This window comes from Sphingomonas astaxanthinifaciens DSM 22298 (assembly GCF_000711715.1).
GTDB classification, from domain to species: domain Bacteria; phylum Pseudomonadota; class Alphaproteobacteria; order Sphingomonadales; family Sphingomonadaceae; genus Sphingomicrobium; species Sphingomicrobium astaxanthinifaciens_A.
Genome location: NZ_JONN01000001.1, coordinates 771,068 through 787,920, shown reverse-complemented (window position 1 = coordinate 787,920; position 16,853 = coordinate 771,068). Strand labels below are relative to the sequence as shown.

19 protein-coding genes are annotated in these 16,853 nt (G+C 70.1%); 10 read left to right on the top strand and 9 right to left on the bottom strand.

Going from position 1 to position 16,853, the window contains the following annotated elements:
* Positions 1 to 54 precede the first annotated feature (54 nt).
* Positions 55 to 696 (top strand): alpha/beta hydrolase, encoded by a 642-nt coding sequence (locus BS69_RS0103880; protein ID WP_029940668.1) that lies wholly within the window; start codon positions 55 to 57, stop codon positions 694 to 696.
* A gap of 91 nt (positions 697 to 787) precedes the next feature.
* On the opposite strand, the gene BS69_RS14175 is transcribed toward BS69_RS0103880, so the two are convergent.
* Positions 788 to 955 (bottom strand): hypothetical protein, encoded by a 168-nt coding sequence (locus BS69_RS14175; RefSeq protein WP_156956883.1) that lies wholly within the window; start codon positions 953 to 955, stop codon positions 788 to 790.
* Positions 956 to 1,009: 54 nt separating this feature from the next.
* Here BS69_RS14175 and BS69_RS0103870 point away from each other — a divergent pair, with 54 nt between their 5' ends.
* Positions 1,010 to 1,264 carry a hypothetical protein gene (locus BS69_RS0103870; RefSeq protein WP_029940667.1) on the top strand — a complete coding sequence of 85 codons (255 nt, stop codon included), beginning with the start codon at positions 1,010 to 1,012 and terminating at the stop codon, positions 1,262 to 1,264.
* A gap of 4 nt (positions 1,265 to 1,268) precedes the next feature.
* Here the strand turns inward: BS69_RS0103870 and BS69_RS0103865 are convergent, their stop codons facing one another.
* A complete protein-coding gene (locus tag BS69_RS0103865; protein WP_029940666.1) occupies positions 1,269 to 2,219 on the bottom strand; it encodes a threonine ammonia-lyase in 951 nt (316 codons plus the stop codon).
* A gap of 183 nt (positions 2,220 to 2,402) precedes the next feature.
* On the opposite strand from BS69_RS0103865, the gene BS69_RS0103860 reads away from it, so the two are divergent.
* The 4 genes from BS69_RS0103860 (at position 2,403) to BS69_RS0103845 (ending at position 5,805) form a co-directional block, all read left to right on the top strand.
* Positions 2,403 to 3,656, top strand: a complete 1,254-nt coding sequence (locus BS69_RS0103860) for a type III PLP-dependent enzyme (RefSeq protein WP_029940665.1) — start codon at positions 2,403 to 2,405, stop codon at positions 3,654 to 3,656.
* Positions 3,657 to 3,800: 144 nt separating this feature from the next.
* Complete coding sequence (locus tag BS69_RS0103855; RefSeq protein WP_029940664.1) at positions 3,801 to 4,859, top strand: 1,9-bis(guanidino)-5-aza-nonane synthase; 1,059 nt, start codon at positions 3,801 to 3,803, stop codon at positions 4,857 to 4,859.
* 72 nt (positions 4,860 to 4,931) lie between these two features.
* Positions 4,932 to 5,360, top strand: coding sequence for an MAPEG family protein (locus BS69_RS0103850; protein ID WP_211248103.1), 429 nt, complete (start codon positions 4,932 to 4,934; stop codon positions 5,358 to 5,360).
* Between the two features lie 13 nt (positions 5,361 to 5,373).
* Positions 5,374 to 5,805, top strand: coding sequence for an MAPEG family protein (locus BS69_RS0103845; RefSeq protein WP_029940662.1), 432 nt, complete (start codon positions 5,374 to 5,376; stop codon positions 5,803 to 5,805).
* Here the strand turns inward: BS69_RS0103845 and BS69_RS0103840 are convergent.
* From BS69_RS0103840 to BS69_RS0103820, 5 genes are read right to left on the bottom strand one after another with little or no spacing between them, the layout of a single operon-like run.
* A complete protein-coding gene (locus BS69_RS0103840) occupies positions 5,802 to 6,974 on the bottom strand; it encodes a class I SAM-dependent RNA methyltransferase (RefSeq protein WP_029940661.1) in 1,173 nt (390 codons plus the stop codon). The two genes, BS69_RS0103845 and BS69_RS0103840, sit on opposite strands and share 4 nt — an antisense overlap.
* Complete coding sequence (locus BS69_RS0103835) at positions 6,971 to 8,293, bottom strand: bifunctional ADP-dependent NAD(P)H-hydrate dehydratase/NAD(P)H-hydrate epimerase (RefSeq protein WP_029940660.1); 1,323 nt, start codon at positions 8,291 to 8,293, stop codon at positions 6,971 to 6,973. Before BS69_RS0103835 ends, BS69_RS0103840 begins: the two co-directional genes overlap by 4 nt.
* Positions 8,290 to 9,102, bottom strand: a complete 813-nt coding sequence (locus BS69_RS0103830; protein ID WP_029940659.1) for a 4-(cytidine 5'-diphospho)-2-C-methyl-D-erythritol kinase — start codon at positions 9,100 to 9,102, stop codon at positions 8,290 to 8,292. The genes BS69_RS0103835 and BS69_RS0103830 overlap by 4 nt, the downstream gene beginning before the upstream one ends.
* Complete coding sequence (locus BS69_RS0103825; protein WP_156956878.1) at positions 9,099 to 10,763, bottom strand: tetratricopeptide repeat protein; 1,665 nt, start codon at positions 10,761 to 10,763, stop codon at positions 9,099 to 9,101. The genes BS69_RS0103830 and BS69_RS0103825 overlap by 4 nt, the downstream gene beginning before the upstream one ends.
* A complete protein-coding gene (locus BS69_RS0103820) occupies positions 10,738 to 12,390 on the bottom strand; it encodes an electron transfer flavoprotein-ubiquinone oxidoreductase (RefSeq protein ID WP_029940657.1) in 1,653 nt (550 codons plus the stop codon). Before BS69_RS0103820 ends, BS69_RS0103825 begins: the two co-directional genes overlap by 26 nt.
* An 88-nt stretch (positions 12,391 to 12,478) precedes the next feature.
* On the opposite strand from BS69_RS0103820, the gene BS69_RS13100 reads away from it, so the two are divergent.
* On the top strand, positions 12,479 to 13,261 hold the full coding sequence (locus tag BS69_RS13100; protein WP_169738052.1) for a uracil-DNA glycosylase family protein: 783 nt from the start codon (positions 12,479 to 12,481) through the stop codon (positions 13,259 to 13,261).
* On the opposite strand, the gene BS69_RS14170 is transcribed toward BS69_RS13100, so the two are convergent.
* Together BS69_RS14170 and BS69_RS14165 are read right to left on the bottom strand one after the other, a co-directional pair.
* Positions 13,242 to 13,511 carry a hypothetical protein gene (locus tag BS69_RS14170; RefSeq protein ID WP_156956874.1) on the bottom strand — a complete coding sequence of 90 codons (270 nt, stop codon included), beginning with the start codon at positions 13,509 to 13,511 and terminating at the stop codon, positions 13,242 to 13,244. The two genes, BS69_RS13100 and BS69_RS14170, sit on opposite strands and share 20 nt — an antisense overlap.
* 9 nt (positions 13,512 to 13,520) lie before the next feature.
* The gene (locus tag BS69_RS14165) at positions 13,521 to 13,691 is read right to left on the bottom strand and encodes a hypothetical protein (protein ID WP_156956872.1); all 171 of its coding nucleotides are present in this window, start codon (positions 13,689 to 13,691) and stop codon (positions 13,521 to 13,523) included.
* Between the two features lie 108 nt (positions 13,692 to 13,799).
* On the opposite strand from BS69_RS14165, the gene BS69_RS13095 reads away from it, so the two are divergent.
* The 3 genes from BS69_RS13095 (at position 13,800) to BS69_RS0103800 (ending at position 16,840) form a co-directional block, all read left to right on the top strand.
* On the top strand, positions 13,800 to 14,966 hold the full coding sequence (locus BS69_RS13095; protein WP_051676518.1) for a lytic transglycosylase domain-containing protein: 1,167 nt from the start codon (positions 13,800 to 13,802) through the stop codon (positions 14,964 to 14,966).
* A 7-nt stretch (positions 14,967 to 14,973) separates the two neighbouring features.
* A complete protein-coding gene (locus BS69_RS0103805; RefSeq protein WP_029940656.1) occupies positions 14,974 to 15,531 on the top strand; it encodes a DedA family protein in 558 nt (185 codons plus the stop codon).
* Positions 15,532 to 15,769: 238 nt separating this feature from the next.
* Positions 15,770 to 16,840, top strand: coding sequence for a PA0069 family radical SAM protein (locus BS69_RS0103800; protein ID WP_029940655.1), 1,071 nt, complete (start codon positions 15,770 to 15,772; stop codon positions 16,838 to 16,840).
* Positions 16,841 to 16,853 lie beyond the last annotated feature (13 nt).

The window sequence follows — 16,853 nt, the reverse complement described above, 5'->3', positions numbered from 1 at the left end:
GGGTGCCGCCTATATAGGCGCGCGGTTCAACTCCCCATAGCCTTCAAGGAAATCATGCCCGAAGTCATCTTTCCGGGGCCGGAAGGCCGCCTCGAAGGTCGTTTCCATCCGGGCATCCGCCCGCGCGCGCCGGTCGCGCTGATCCTGCACAGCCACCCGCAGGCGGGCGGCACGATGAACAACAAGATCGTGCAGCTGCTCTATCAAACCTTCGTCCGGCGCGGCTTCGCGACGCTGCGGTTCAATTTCCGCGGCGTGGGCAAGAGCCAGGGCGTGTTCGATAACGGCATCGGCGAGCTGTCGGACGCGGCGAGCGCGCTCGACTGGGTCCAGCAGATCCACCCCGAGGCCGAGCAGACGTGGGTCGCGGGCGTCAGCTTCGGCGCCTGGATCGGGATGCAGCTCCTGATGCGGCGGCCCGAGATCAAGGGCTTCATCTCGATCGCCCCGCCGGCCAACATGTACGACTTCGGCTTCCTCGCCCCCTGCCCGTCCTCGGGCATCATCATCCAGGGTGAGGCCGACGAGGTGGTGGCGCCGTCGAGCGTCCAGAAGCTGGTCGACAAGCTGCGCACCCAGCGCCACATCACCATCCACCACGACACCATCCCCGGCGCGAACCACTTCTTCGCGCAGGAGCATGACCTCCTGATGAAGAGCGTGGACAATTACCTGGACATGCGGCTGGGCAAGTAGGCCCTCTAGCGTCGCCCCGGCGAAGGCCGGGGCGACGTGATACAGCGCTTGTCTGCCCGAGGTCCCGGCCTGCACCGGGACGACGTTTGCGTCACACCGTCCATACCAGCACGTTGGCGACCAGGACGATCCCGGCCACCACCATCAGCCCGCCCTGCTTTCGCGTTGCCGGCCTGAAGGCGAGGCGCGCGCCGAAGCCGAGCAGCACGAACGCCGCCAGCATCGCGATCGACATCAGGGTGGCGGCGGTCTCGTTCACGCGGGTCTCCTTGCAAACCGCTTCTTAACCCCTCTTCTCCTACACCGCAGCCTTATGTTGAGTGGGGACCAGAATCAGCGGCTTGCCGATGCGTTCGAGCGCATCGAGGGCACGATCCTGCCGTGCATCGCGATGATGCTCGACACCCTCCTCGACGCCAGCCGCGACATTCGCGAGACCGATCCCAAGGCGTTGGTGGCCGAATTGCAGATCCTCGCCGCCGAACTCGAAGAGCTGACCCGCAGCGTCGAGCTGGTCTCGCCCGCGCAGCTCGATCCCGGGGCCTACCGGACCAGCGCGACCAACTAGGCCCTCACCCGACCAGGGCCGCGTGCAGCGCCGGGTCGACATTGCTGCCGGTGACCAGCACCACCGTCCCGGCTTCGGGCGCCAGCTTCCCCGCCAGCACCGCCGCGAGCGCCGCCGCGCCGCCGGGCTCGACGATCATCTCGAGTTCGTGCCACGCGAAGCGGACCGCGGCGCGCACCTCATCCTCGCTCACCGCAAGCCCGCGCGCGCCGCGCGCCTGCAGGATGCCGAAGGTCAGCGGCGAGACGCGCGGGGTCTGGAGCGCGTCGCAGCGGGTCGGCGGCGGATTGGGGCCGACCGGCACGATTGCGCCGGCGGCATAGGACCGGGCCATGTCGTCCCAGCCTTGCGGCTCGACGGTAACGATGTCGGCGTCGGGACAGGCGAGCGCGATCCCCGCCGCGAGCCCGCCCCCGCCACAGCACACCACGATCTGGTGGACGGGCTCGGGACATTGCTCGAGGATCTCGAGCCCGGCGGTCCCCTGCCCTGCGATGATGTGGCGATCGTCGAAGCTCGGGACGACGACCGCGCCGCGCTCCGCCGCCAGCGCTTCGGCGATGGCCACCCGGTCTTCGCGCTCACGGTCGTAGAAGACGATTTCCGCCCCCTGCGCGCGCGTGCCCTCGACCTTGGGCCGGGGCGCGTCGGACGGCATGACGATGGTCGCGGGGATGCCCAGGCGCCTCGCCGCAATGGCCACGCCTTGCGCATGATTGCCGCTCGAAAAGGCGACCACGCCGGCCCGCCGCTCCGATTCATTCAATAACGCCAATCGGTTGCTCGCGCCGCGCAGCTTGAACGAACCCCCGGTCTGCATCGATTCGCATTTGAGCCACAGCCTGTGGCCGCCGATCTCCACTTCCCGAAGGGGGGTACGCTCGACCAGTCCGGCGATCCGCTCCGAAGCGGCGAGAACGTCCTCGCGGGTCGGCAAATTCACATTGCTCTTCATGGACTTAGCTGACCCGTTGTAGTGCTGCGCCAAAGCGAGGCGCTGTGACATTCCCGTGACCATAAAAAGGTTGCGTTAAGGGGGGCCGGTTCATATATCGCGCCTCCGCTGCCCCATGGGACTTCCAACCGCAAGGCAGCTGTTCGTCAAACGTTGCCGAAAGGCACTTGGAGGTCCCTTGAGTTGGCAGAGCATCCCTTCGCGCTGGGGCTAGCGCCCCTGTCTGATCGCACCGAGGCTTTCGTGGCCGCGGATGCGTCCGAAATTGCACGCCTGAAGCCGGTCCAGCCGGTCACCTTGCTGCGTCCCCACGCGGCGAAGGCTGCGGCGCGCTTCTTCGTCGAGAAGTTTCCCGGCAAGTCGCTCTATGCGGTCAAGGCGAACCCCTCGCCCGACCTCATCCGCGTGCTGTGGGACGGCGGCGTCACCCATTATGACGTCGCCTCGATCGGCGAGGTCCGGCTGGTCCGCGAGACGCTGCCGCAGGCGACCCTCTGCTTCATGCACCCGGTGAAGGCCGAGGAGGCGATCGCCGAGGCCTATCACGAGCATGGCGTGCGCACCTTCAGCCTCGACAGCCTCGAGGAGCTCGAGAAGATCGTCACCGCGACCGCCACCGACGGTGAGCCCGCGAGCGACCTCAACCTCCTCGTCCGCCTGCGGGTGTCGAGCGAGCATGCGAAGCTCAGCCTCGCGTCCAAGTTCGGCGCCGCGCCGGAAGAGCTAAAGTCGCTGCTCATGGCCGCCCGCCAGGCGTCCGACGCGCTCGGCCTGTGCTTCCATGTCGGCAGCCAGGCGATGACCCCGGCGGCCTATGCCGAGGCGATGGTCCGCGTCCGCGACGCCATCATCGAGGCGGCGGTCACGGTCGACATCGTCGATGTCGGCGGCGGTTTCCCGTCCTGGTATCCGGGGATGGAGCCGCCCGCGCTCGAGACCTATTTCGCCGTCATCCACGAAGCGTTCGAGAAGCTGCCGATCAGCTACTCGGCCGAACTGTGGTGCGAGCCCGGCCGCGCGCTCTGCGCCGAATATGCGTCGGTGCTGGTGCGGGTCGAGAAGCGCCGCGGTGACGAGCTCTACATCAACGACGGCGCCTACGGGACGCTGTTCGACGCCGCGCACATCGGCTGGCGCTTCCCCGTCCGGCTGGTCCGCGACGAGGAGAGCGACGTCCGCGAGGCACCGTTCAGCTTCTATGGCCCGACCTGCGACGACCTCGACCGCATGGCCGGCCCGTTCGAGCTTCCGGCCGATGTCGCCGCCGGCGACTATATCGAGATCGGCATGCTCGGCGCCTATGGCTCGGCGATGCGTACCCGCTTCAACGGCTTCGGCTCGGCGAGCGGGTGGGCGGTCGCGGTGAGCGACGCACCGATGGCGAGCCTCTACGGAGAAGCTTCGGCGCCGGCGCGTTCCAACGTGGTCAAGCTGTAAACCTATCCCCCCTCCCGTGCGCGGGAGGGGTCGGGGGTGGGCCTGTCCCCCCAATGTAAACAACGACGGCCAATAGCGGGCACCTGCCCACCCCTAGCCCTTCCCGCCCGCGGGAGGGGAACTGCTGGAGCTATTGGAGCACCCATGAACACCGAGTCCACGATCAACGACAATCGCAAGGCGGAACTGCTCTCGAGCACCGTCGAGCATATCGACATCACCAAGTTCGACGCCCGCCCGATCGTCGAGGCGATGGGCAAGATGAGCTTCACCAGCCGCGACCTCGCCCGCGCCACCGACATCTACAACCAGATGCTGGCCGACCCCGACTGCTCGGTGATCCTGGTGATCGCGGGCTCGACCTCGGCCGGCGGCTGCATGGACCTCTATGCCGAGCTCGTCCGCTCGAACATGGTCGACGCGATCGTCGCTACCGGCGCCAGCATCGTCGACATGGATTTCTTCGAGGCGCTTGGCCACAAGCATTATCAGGCGCTCGAGATTCCCGACGACGATACGCTGCGCTCACTCTACATCGACCGGATCTACGACACCTACATCGACGAAGAGCAGCTCCAGGATTGCGACTTCACCATCGGCAAGATCGCCGATCGCCTCGAGCCGCGCCCCTATTCGAGCCGCGAGTTCATCAAGGAGATGGGCAAGTGGCTGGTCGAGGGCAACGGCAAGAAGGAGAACAGCCTCGTCAAGCTCGCCTACGAGCATGACGTGCCGATCTTCTGCCCGGCGTTCACCGACAGCTCGGCGGGCTTCGGCCTCGTCAAGCACCAGGTCGACGCGATGAAGGCTGGCCGGCGCTACATGACGATGGATTCGATCGCCGACTTCCGCGAGCTGACCGACATCAAGATCAAGGCGGGCACCACCGGCCTCCTGATGATCGGCGGCGGCGTGCCGAAGAACTTCACGCAGGACACCGTCGTCTGCGCCGAGATCCTCGGCCACGAGGACGTCGAGGTCCACAAGTACGCCGTGCAGATCACCGTGGCGGACGTCCGCGACGGCGCCTGCTCGTCCTCGACCCTCCAGGAAGCCGCGAGCTGGGGCAAGGTCTCGACCGCGCTCGAGCAGATGGTGTTCGCGGAAGCCACTTCGGTGCTGCCGCTGCTGGCCAGCGACGCCTATCACCGCGGCCACTGGAAGACCCGCGCCAAGCGCGCCTTCGCCAAGCTGTTCGACTGACGGCAACGGTTGCGCTGACGCAACAATCGATTACCCTCCCCCCGGACAGCCTCTGGGGGGAGGGTTTTTCTTATGATGTCACATGCCCTGGCACAGCCGGTCGCCCTGTTGGCCGCCTGGACCTTCGTCATCTTCTTCTGGATGTACCTGACCCGCATCCCGGCGATGATGCGCGCCGGCATCGACCTCAAGACCCTGCGCGGCGGGACCGGGGCCAGCCTCGACCAGAAGCTTCCGCCCGAAGTCCAGTGGAAGGCGCATAACTACAACCACCTTCTCGAGCAGCCGACGCTCTTCTACGCGGTCGCGCTGCTGCTGATGGTGACGGGCGGCGAGAGCGCGCTCGCGGTCCAGCTCGGCTGGGGCTATGTGGCTTTGCGCATCGTCCACAGCCTGGTGCAGACGACGGTCAACATCACCCGCTTCCGCTTCCTGCTCTTCTTCGCCGCCAGCCTGTGCCTGCTTGGCCTGGTGGTCATCGCCCTGACGCACGTCTTCTGAGGATCGCCCGCCCATGATCTCGACCGCTCTCCTCGGCCCCGTGGTCGCCCTCGTCGCCTGGTCGCTCCTGGTGCTGTTCGTGCTCGGTTTTGTCCGCTTCGGCGCCATCAAGCGGGCGGGGATCAAGGTCGACCCGAGCCGCGGCGGGCGCGGGCAGGACCTCGAAGGCGTGCTCGATCGCAAGGCCAATTGGCCGGCGCACAATTATGCGCATCTGATGGAGCAGCCGACCCTCTTCTACGCGATCATGCTGTCGCTCGCGATCATGGGCTTCGACCACCCGATGAACGTGGCGCTGGCCTGGGCCTATGTCGCGATCCGGGTCGTCCACAGCCTGGTGCAGATCTTCGTCAACGATCTCAGGGTCCGCTTTCCGCTGTTCGTCCTCGGCACCATCTGCCTCGCCGGGCTGACGCTCCACGCCGCCATGGCGCTCTGGCATTAGAGGACGAAGGCGGCGGCCAGTTCGACATGGGTCGACCAGCGGAACTGGCCGACCGGACGCACCCATGAGAGGCGGTAGCCGCCGGCCACGAGCCTTGCCGCATCGCGCGCGAAGGTCGCGGGATTGCAGCTGACGTAAGCGACGGAGCGGACGCCCGATTTCGCGATCTCGGCGACCTGCGCCTCGGCCCCGGCGCGCGGGGGATCGAGGACGATGGCGTCGAGCCCGGCCAATTCAGCGGCGGTGAGCGGGCGGCGATAGAGGTCGCGGTGGTCCGCTAGGACGTTGGGCGCGGCGCGCTTGAGCGCAAGGATGGCGTCGCGGCTGGCCTCGGCGGCGAGGACCTTGCCGGAGAGCGCAAGCGCGAAGGTGCCGATCCCGGCGAAGAGGTCGGCGGTGCGCGCCGGCTCGCCGACGGCTTCGCGGACCGCGGCGACCAGCGCCTCCTCGCCGTCCTGCGTGGCCTGGAGGAAGGCGCCGATCGGCAGCGGCACCGGCTTGCCCGTGAGGGTGACGGTCGCGGGCTGCGGCTCCCACCGGACCTCGGGGCCGAGCCCCTCGTCGATGGCGAGCCGGGCAAGGCCATGGTCCTGCGCGAAATCGACCAGCCCCTGCGCCGCCTCGAACCCCTCGGCGCTGACCCCGCGAATGAGGAGGTCGACGCCCTGGTCGGCGAGGGTCAGCTGGACCTCGGCGGTCTTCTTCGCCTTGAGGAGCCGGTTCAGCAATTGCCGCAGCGGCGCGACCATTGCGAACAGCTCGGGCCGCAGGATGTGGCATTCGGCAAGGTCGATCACCTTCACCGACTTTTCGGCATTGAAGCCCAGCACGATCCGCCCCCCGGCCCGAAGCGCGCGCAAGGTGGCGCGGCGGCGCGAGCGCGGGGGCGAGAGATGCGGCGCGCGAAGCTCGGTGACGATCCCCTGCTGGGCGAGCGCGCCCTCGACCCGGCCGGTCAGATAGGCGGCATAGGCCGCATCATCGACATGCTGGAGCTGACAGCCGCCGCATTCGGGGAAGTGGCGGCATGGCGGCACTTGCCGGTGCGGACCGGGCACAAGCGTCCCGTCCTCGGCGATCGTGTCGCCCGGCGCGGCGAAAGGCACGTGGCGGCCGCTCGCCGTCACCCCCTCGCCCCGCGCGGCGATCCGGACGATGGTCTCGCTCACAGCGCGGCCACGAGATCGTCGGCGATCATCGACGGGCCCGCGCGCTCGGCGGCGCGCCCGTGGCGCCAGACGCCGGCGCAGGCCGCCTCGAAGGCGGGCATGCCGCGGGCGCGGAGCGCAGCGATGATGCCCGACAGGACGTCGCCGGTCCCCGCGCTGGCCAGCCAGGCCGGGGCCGGCGGCGCGAAGCCGAGGCGGCCGTCGGGGGCGGCGACGAGCGTATCGGGTCCCTTGAAGACGATCACCGCGCCGGAATGCGCGGCGGCGGCGAGCGCCTGCTCGGCCTTGGTGCCGGGAAGGTCGCCGAACAGCTTCGCGAATTCGCCTGCATGGGGGGTGAGGATCGCGTCCTGCCCGCGCAGCCGCTCGGGGTCGCCGACGAGGGCGATGGCGTCGGCGTCGATGACCTTGGGCGCCCGACTGGTCAGCGCGAGGGTGAGGAAATGCGGCAGCTCGCCGAGACCGGGGCCGACGAGGATGCAGCCGATCCGCGGATCGCTCAACTTGGCGTCGCCGGTCTGGACGATGCTCAGCGGAAGCCCGGCGATGGGTGCGCCGGTCGAGACCCGGACATAGCCCGCCCCGCTCCGCGCCGCGGCACTGGCGGCAAGCGCGATCGCGCCCGGCATGGTCCCGGCGAGCGCATGGACCAGCCCGCGGCTGTATTTGTGGGCGTCCGCCGCGATCGGCGGAAGCACGGGCTCGGCAAGCTCGAACCAGTCGGTGGACGCAGCGATCCCGATGTCGGCGAGGACCAGCCGGCCCGTGCGTGCCATGGCCGGCATCAGGCGGTGCGCGGGCTTCAGGGCGCCGAAGGCGACGGTCAGGTCGGCGGCCGGGACCGGCGAGAGGATCGCGCCGCTGTCCGCCTCGACCCCGCTCGGAAGGTCGGCGGCGACGACCAGATTTGCCTCGCCAGCAAGCGCACAAAGACGTTGCGAAACAGCATCTTCGAGGCCGCGCTTGAGGCCGGTTCCGAAGAGGCAGTCGACCAGCAGCGGCGCCGGGGCGGCGGTGTCGAAGGCTTCGATCGGCCCGGTCCAGCGATTGTGAGCCGCCCGGGCAAGGTCGGTCGCGGGCTCGGCCAAAGCGGCGACGCGCACCGCCACCCCCCGCTCGACAAGGAAGCGCGCCGCTTCATAGCCGTCCCCGCCATTGTTGCCGGGCCCGCACAGGACGAGGGCCGGCATCGACCCGGCAAAGCGGCTGGCGGCCTCGGCGAGGCTTTGCCCGGCCTGCTCCATCAGCGTGGCGAGGTCGACTGGGGCGGCCGCCTCGGCGTCGCGCATCGCGGCGGCGGTGAGGATCGGGCGGGTCATCGGAGGAAGCTCGCCAAGTGCCACCAGCGGTCGGGGCAGGCCGCGGCGGCGGCATCGCGGGCCTCCTCGCTGGCGAAGAGCGCAAAGCAGGTCGCGCCCGAGCCCGACATGCGCGCGAGCTCGACCCCCTCCTGTTTTCCAAGCCAGTCGAGCACGTCGCCGATTGCCGGGACCAGGCTCCGCGCCGGCGCCTCGAGGTCGTTGCGGCCTTGGCGCCAGTCGCCGAGCGGACCGCGATCGACCCCGTCCCAGCGCCCGAAGACCGCGCCGGTGCCGAGCGGAAGAAGCGGGTTGACCAGCAGGACCGGCGTCCCCGCGACGCCCGCGTCGACCAGTTCGAGCGCGTCGCCCGCCCCGGTGCCGCGCGCGGTCATGCTGAGGAGGCAGGCCGGCACGTCACTGCCGAGCTCGGGCGCGATTTTCGCGGCATGGGCCGGGTCGGCGCCCCACAGGCGGGTCAGCAGCCGCAGCGCCGCCGCCGCATCGGCCGAGCCGCCGCCGATCCCCGAGGCGACCGGCAATTGCTTGTCGAGGGTGAGTTGCACCCCCTTCCCCACCCTCGCCTCGGCGGCGAGCGCCGTGGCGGCGCGATGGACGAGGTTGGCGGGCCCGTCGTCGAGCATCGCCGCAAAGGGCCCGGTGATGGTCAGCGACAGCCCGTCGGCGGGAAGCGCGGTCAGCTTGTCGCCGTCGGTGCAGAAGGCGAAGACGGTCTCCAGCTCGTGGCGACCGTCGGGCCGCCGCCCACGGACATGCAGCGCGAGATTGATCTTGGCCGGGGCGATCTCGACCAGCGGCGGGCGGGTCACGGAGCGGCGACGGCCGGGGTCAGGCCGGCCGCGAGCTTGGCCTCGATCCGGGTTTTCGCCTCGTCCTCGGCGGTGACCAGCGCGGCGTTCCAGGCGAAGCGCGCTTCGAAGCGGCGGCCCGCGGCATAAAGCGCGTCGCCCAAGTGCTCGTTGATCTCGGGATCGGCCGGCTCGGCGGCGGCGGCGCGCTGGAGGGTGACGATCGCCTCGTCGATCCGGCCGCGCTTGTACTGCGCCCAGCCGAGCGAATCGGTGATGGCGGCATTGTCGGGGTCGCGGCGGCTGGCCTCGGCGATCAGCCTCTCGGCTTCTTCCACCCCTTCGCCGCGGGTCAGCCGGGCATAGCCGACATAGTTGAGCACGGTCGCGTTGTCGGGGGCGAGCGCCCGCGCCGCCTCGAGCGACTTGCGCGCTTCGGGCCAGGAACCGGCCTGTTCGAGCGAGGCGCCGCGCAGGAGGTTGAGGGACCAGGCTTCGGGACCGGGCCCACCCGCCTCGACCAGCGCGAGCGCGCGGCCATAGGCCTCGGCCGCCGCGGCGTGACGCTTCATCTCGTCATTGACGTCGCCCAATCGGCTCCAGTCCTCGGCGCTCGCCTCGCCGCTCGCGACAAATGCGGAGGCGCGGGCCAGCGCCTCGTCCTTGCGCCCGGCGCGGAGCAGGCTGCGGACCTCGGCGTCGCGCGCTTGGCTGAGGAAGGGCGAGCCCTCGGGCATGGCGCGCAGCGTCGCGATCGCGTCGTCCGAGCGACCGCTCTGCTCGAGGAGGAGGCCGAGCAGCACCCGTACCTCGTCATTGGCCGGATCGGCATATTGGGCGATGCGGCTGATCGCGATCGGCAGCGAGCGGCGGTCATTGTCGCCGAGCGAGACCGCAAGCCCGGCCAGAAGCTCGGCAAAGCCTTCGGCTGCGGTGGCGATGGGCAGCCGCGGCTTGCCGCTGCGGGCCAGCGCCTGCGACGCGCGGACGAGCGTGATGTCGCGGCCCTGGAGCAGCGCCTGCGCCCCCGCCCGGTCGCCGTCGCGGAGCAGCCCGGCGGCAAAGGCGATGCGAAGCCGGTTCGCGCGCCCGCCCGCCGCGGCCAGCGCCGATTCGATCAGCGGCCGGGCCTCGGCCGAGCGGCCCGCGCCGAGCAGGATCAGCGCCTTGTGCTCGGGCACGAACTGGGCGAGCGAACGGTCGCTCGGCACGGCGTCGAGAAGCGCCACCGCATCCTTCCAGCGGCCGCGCTCGGCGGCGCTCCAGGCGCGGACGAAGGGCGAGAGAAAGGCGAGTTCCTCGGGCCAGTCGGCCCCGATCGCCTCGGCGCCCTTGCCTGATTTCAGCGCGTCGGCGGCAAGCAGCAGCCGGGCATCCACGGCGAGGTCGCGCGCGGGCCGGGCGCGCGACAGCCGAAGCGCGAGCGGCATGTCGCCGGCGATGATCGCCTGGCCGATCGCGCGGGCCGACAGTACCGGGCTCGCCGGATCGCCTTGCGCCAGCATGGCGTAGAGCACCGCCGCCCGGCGCGCATCGCCCGCTTCCTGCGCCGCGCGCGCCGACACGAAGATCCGGGCCGGGCTCGAGCGGGTAACGACCGTCGTCGCCGCGCCCGCCGCCACCGGCGCCGCGGCGAGCGCCAGCGCGAGGGCCAGGCTACATGTTCGGATAGTTCGGCCCACCGCCGCCCTCCGGCGTCACCCAGTTGATGTTCTGGCACGGGTCCTTGATGTCGCAGGTCTTGCAGTGGACGCAGTTCTGCGCGTTGATCTGCAGCTTAGGCGCCCCGCCCTCGAGCACATATTCGTAGACTCCGGCCGGGCAGTAGCGCTGCTCGGGCCCGTCATATTCGGGCAGGTTGACCCGGGTCGGGATGGTCGGGTCCTTGAGCTGGAGATGGACCGGCTGGTCTTCCTCGTGATTGGTGTTCGAGAGGAAGACGCTCGACAATTTGTCGAAGCTGATCACGCCGTCGGGGCGCGGATAATCTATCTTCGGGGCGATGTCGCGGCGCCACAGAGTCTCGTGGTCGGGATGGTGCTTCATCTCGATCGGCAGATTCACGCCGAGGTGGCGGAGCCACATGTCGGTGCCCGCGAGGATCGTGCCGATGGTCGCGCCGAACTTGGCGACCGCCGGCTCGGCATTCTTCACCTTGCGGAGTTCCTCCCCCACCCAGCCGTTGCGGACCGAGGGCTCGTAATCGGCGAGGACGTCGCCGCGGCGGTCGGCGCCGATCGCGGCGAAGGCCGCCTCGGCCGCGAGCATGCCCGACTTCATCGCGGTATGCGTGCCCTTGATCCGCGGCACGTTCACGAAGCCCGCCGAGCAGCCGATCAGCGCGCCGCCGGGGAAGGCCAGCTTGGGAATGCTCTGCCACCCGCCCTCGTTGATCGCACGTGCGCCGTAGGACACCCGGCGCCCGCCCTCGAGCAAAGGCCGGATCGCGGGATGCTGCTTGTAGCGCTGCATCTCGTCGAACGGCGACAGGTGCGGGTTCTTGTAGGAGAGCGCGACGACGAAGCCGATCGACACCTGGTTGTTGTCCTGGTGGTAGATCCAGCCCCCGCCCCACGCATCGTCGAGCGGCCAGCCCTGCGTGTGGATGACCTTGCCCGGCTCGTGCTTCGCGGGATCGACGTCCCACAATTCCTTGATGCCGATGCCATAGACCTGCGGCTGGCACTCGGCCTCGAGGTCGAACTGCTTCTTGAGCTGCTTGGTCAGGCTACCGCGCGCGCCCTCGGCGAAGAAGGTGTAGCGCGCGTGAAGCTCCATGCCGGGCTGGTAGTCGCCCTTGTGGTGGCCATCGCGGGCAATCCCCATCGCGCCGGTCGCGACGCCCTTCACCGAGCCGTCGTCGTGGTAGAGCACTTCGGCGGCGGGGAAGCCGGGGAATATCTCGACGCCCAATTCCTCGGCCTTGCCGGCGAGCCAGCGGCAGAGGTTGGCGAGGCTGCCCGTGAACGTCCCCTTGTTATCGAGGAACGAGGGCATCATCAGGTGCGGGAGATTGAACTTCTTGGTCTTGGTCAGCACCCAATGGTGGTTGCTGGTGACCGGCACGCGATTGAGCAGGCACGAGCTGTCCTCGCGCCATTCGGGCAGCAGCTCGTCGAGGCTCCTGGGATCGATCACCGCGCCCGACAGGATGTGCGCGCCGACTTCCGAGCCCTTCTCGAGGATGCAGACCGAAAGCTCGCGGCCGGCCTCGTTCGCCAGCTGCTTCAAGCGGATCGCCGCGCTGAGGCCGGCCGGCCCCGCGCCCACGATCACGACATCATATTCCATCGACTCCCGGTCGCTCATTGACCCACAAACCCTCGACTTGATCTCTTTGTCGGCTTGGCGTTCGCCGCCCCTTCCGTCAATGGCCGCGAGGACTATGCTGGGCATGATGGACGGGCGCGTAGACAGAGAGGGACTGGGCCGGGCCGAGGCCGCGAACCTGCTCGCCTGGTGGATCGAGGCCGGGGTCGACACCGCGGTGGGGGAAGCGCCGCGCGACTGGCGCGCCCCCCGTCGCTCCCCCGAGAACCCTGTGGAGCTGACGGCGGAGCCGACGGAGGAGGCCGCGACCCAGTCTGTCCCCCAAACCCCCTCCGCCCCTGCGGGGCCTCTCCCCCAGGCGGGAGTGGAACGGCCGGACAGTCTCGACGCCTTCCACGCCTGGCTGGCCGAGACCGCCGATCTGCCGCTGTTCCGGGCCGGCGCCGCGCGGGCCTTGCCGCATGGGCCGGCCGGGGCCGAGGTCATGCTGGTCTCGGGCATCCCCCAGTCGGAGGATGTCGAGGAGGGCCGGCCGATCGGCGGCGCGGCCTATGCGCTGACGGTGCGGATGCTGGCAGCGATCGGGCTCGCGCCCGAGGCGGCCTATGTCACCGCGCTGACCTGCTTCTCGGGAACGGGTACGCGCTTTTCGGCCAGCGAGACCGACGCCTGCCGTGAGACGATCCTGCGGCAGATCGCGCTGGCGGCGCCCAAGCGGCTGCTGCTTCTCGGCGACGCGCCGGCCAAGCTGCTGATCGGCCAGCCGATGGCGCAGGCCCGCGGCAAGCTCCACCGGGTCGGCGGAGTCCCGGCCGTGGTCACCTTCCCGCCCCGCCACCTCCTCGCCAATCCCGGTCACAAGGCCCTTGCCTGGGCCGATCTCCTGCTCCTCATGGGGGAAGCCCGTTGATCCTGCCTGTTGTTCTTGCGTCCCTCCTTGCCGCCGACCAGCCGACCACGCCGCCCGACGATCCACTCGCGCCGCTGACCGAGCCGCAGGAGGTCGATACCGCCCAGCCGCCCGCGCCGCCGCCGGGGCCCGTGGTCGTGGTGCCCAAGGACTGGCCCGGCGTGTTCGCGGCGATCCGGGCGCAGCAATGGGCGGCCGCCAGCGCCGGAATCGCGGCCTTGCCGAGGTCGCCCATCGCCGCCCTCGCCAAGGCCCAGCTCTATACCGCCAAGGGCTCGCCCCCGGTCACCGCCGAGCAGGTGCTGGCCCTTATCGCCGAGGCGCCCGAGCTGCCCCAGGCCGAGCAATTGCAGCGGCTGGCACTGGCCAGGGGCGCGCTCCAGACCCCGCCGGTGCCGCGCCGCGCCGCGCTGGTCCCGATCGGCAGCACTCCGCGCCGCGGGCGGACCGGGGGGTCACCGGCGATGCCGAGGCCGACAGGGTCCGCAAGGCGCTCGAACCCCTGGTCAAGGCCGACGACGCGCTCGGGGCGGAGAATTTGCTCGCCGAAAGCGCCAGCCTGCTCACCCCCGAGGCGCGCGCCGAGCTCGGCCAGCGCGTCGCGTGGATCTATTATGTGCGCGGCGAGGATGCCGAGGCCCGGCGGGTGGCCGACATCGCCCGGGCCGGCGCGACCGGGCCGTGGGGCGTCCAGGCCGAGTGGGTGAGCGGGCTGGCGAGCTGGCGGCAGAACGATTGCGACAATGCCGCGCGCGCCTTCCGCGAGGTCGGGCAGCGTTCGGGCGAGCCGAGCCTCGCGGCGGCGGGCTATTACTGGTCTGCGCGGGCCGAGATGGCGTGCCGGCGCCCGGCCGCGGTCCAGCCCCTGCTCCGGGCCGCGGCCAGGAGCCAGGAGACCTTCTACGGGATGCTCGCGCGGCGGACGCTGGCGATGGATACCGTCATTCCCCCGCTCGACCCCGGCCAGGCGAGCCGGGTCGCCGCCTTGCCCAACGTGGTCCGGGCCGAGGCGCTGGTGAAGGTCGGCGAGCGCGATCTTGCGGGCGAGCTCCTACGCCACCAGGCGCGGATCGGCACCCCGGCCGAGCAGACCGCGCTGGTCGCCGAGGCGCGCAAGCTCGACCTTCCCGCGACCCAGCATTTCCTCGGGCATTTCGGCCAGCCGGGCGCGCGGGTGCCGATCGCGGCGCGCTATCCCAATCCGGGCTGGAGCCCCCGCGAAGGCTGGGCGATCGACCCGGCGCTGGGGCTCGCCCACAGCCTGCAGGAATCCTCGTTCCGCGCCGAGGCGGTCAGCCAGGCCGGTGCGGTCGGGCTGATGCAGGTCCTCCCCACGACCCGCGACCTCATCAGCCGCAGCCGCGGGCTCGTCGGGGGCAACCTCAAGGACCCCGCCACCAACCTCAGCTTCGGCCAGGCCTGGATCCAGTGGATGCGGACCCACCCTGCGACGGGCGGGCAGCTTCCCAAGATCATCGCGAGCTACAATGCCGGGCCGCTTCCGGTCGGGCGCTGGGCGGTCAACGACCGCGGCGATCCGCTGCTGTGGATCGAGTCCATGCCCTATTGGGAGACCCGCTATTATGTCCCGGCGGTGCTCCGCAACCTGTGGGTCTACCAGGGCTTTGCGGGCACGCCGACGACGACCTTGACCGAGCTTGCCCAGCATCGCTGGCCGAGCTTCCCGGACGCCCGCCGGCGCTGATGCGCCCGTGACGCTCGAGGCGCTGATCGCTGCCTACGGCCTGCCCGTGGTGCTGCTCGGCGCGGCGCTCGAGGGCGAGACCGCGGCGCTCCTCGCCGGCATGGCGGCGCACCGCGGCTGGCTCCCGCTGCCGTCGGTGATGGCCGCGCTCGCGCTCGGCAGCTTCCTCAGCGACCAGGGGCTGTTCCTCGCCGGCCGCCGGCTCGGCCGCTCGGCGCGGGTGCAGGGCTGGCTGGCGAAGCCCGCGGCGAGGCGCGCGGTCGACCTTCTCGAGCGACGCCCGCGCGTCTTTCTCCTGGGCTTTCGCTTCCTGTGGGGCCTGCGCACCGTGTCGCCGCTGGTGATCGGCGCGAGCAAGGTCCCGGCGCGGCTTTACCTCCTCTGCAACATCCTCGCGGCGAGCCTGTGGGGGGTGCTGTTCGCGAGCCTCGGCTATATCTTCGGCGCAGGCATCACCCGCGCCTTCGGCCGGATCGAACATGCCGAGCATCTGCTCCTCTGGGCCATTCCGATCGCGCTGCTGATCGGGCTCGGGCACTGGCTGGCGCGGCGGCGCAATTCCTAGTTGCGGAACAGGAAACCCGGCCAGCGCAGTCCCGAGGGTCGCTGGCGGCGATGGTCTTCCTCGAAAGCACGACGCTGCTCCTCCGCGAGGCTGGGTCGCGGGCCTGGCTGCGGCTTGGGCGAAAAGCCTTCCTTTTCCATGGCCTGATCATAACCCCCGCACGTGACGGCCCCGACTCACTTATATTGCGACAATAAGTCGTTCTTGTTCTGTTCCGGGCGAATGCTATGATTCCCGGATGCCAGTCGAGTCGATCCCGGGGCGCGGCGCCACGCGCAATGCGACTCCGACGCGATTCCGCCTGCCCGAGCGGCTGGTCGAGGGCGAGTGGCTCGACGCGGTCGAGGCGCTCGACGGGGTGGCGCCGCGTCGGACTCACGTCACGGTCGAGAAGCCCAGGTCGATCCTCACCCGCAACAGCTCGCCCGACATCGGCTTCGACCGCTCGGTCAATCCCTATCGCGGCTGCGAGCATGGCTGCATCTATTGCTTCGCGCGGCCGACCCACGCCTATCACGACCTGTCGCCCGGGGTGGATTTCGAAAGCCGGCTGTTCGCCAAGCCCGATGCGGCGAAGCTCCTCCATGCCGCGCTGTCGCGGCCCGGCTACGACTGCGCGCCGATCGCGCTCGGGACCAACACCGACCCCTATCAGCCGATCGAGGGCAAGTGGCGGATCACCCGCTCGATCCTCGAGTTGCTGACCGAGACCGACCACCCTTTCACCATCACCACCAAGTCCGACCGGGTGCTGCGCGACCTCGACCTCATTGCACCGGCCGCGCACAAGGGGCTGGCCGCGGTCGCCGTCTCGGTCACCTCGCTCGATCCCGCGATCAGCCGGACGCTCGAGCCGCGCGCGCCCTCGGGGACGAAGCGGATCGAGGCGATCCGGCGGCTGAACGATGCGGGGGTGCCGACGCTGTTGGCACTCGCGCCGGTGGTGCCGCAGATCACCGATCACGAGATGGAGGCGATCGTCGCCGCCGGCGCCGCGGCGGGGGCCCGGGCGGGCTTCTATCTTCCGGTGCGGCTGCCGCACGAGGTCGCGCCGCTGTTCCGGGCGTGGCTCGACGATCATTATCCCGACCGCGCGGCCAAGGTGATGGCGACCATCCGCTCGCTTCGCGGGGGCAAGGACAACGACCCGAACTTCTTCACCCGCATGCAGGGCGAAGGCCCATGGGCGGAGCTGCTCCGTACCCGCTTCGAGAAGGCGGCGCGCAAGGCCGGGCTGGGGACGACCAGGCTCAAGCTCCGCCGCGACCTGTTCCGCCCGCCCGAAGGACGGCAGATGCGGCTGCTGTAGCTCAGCGACGTAA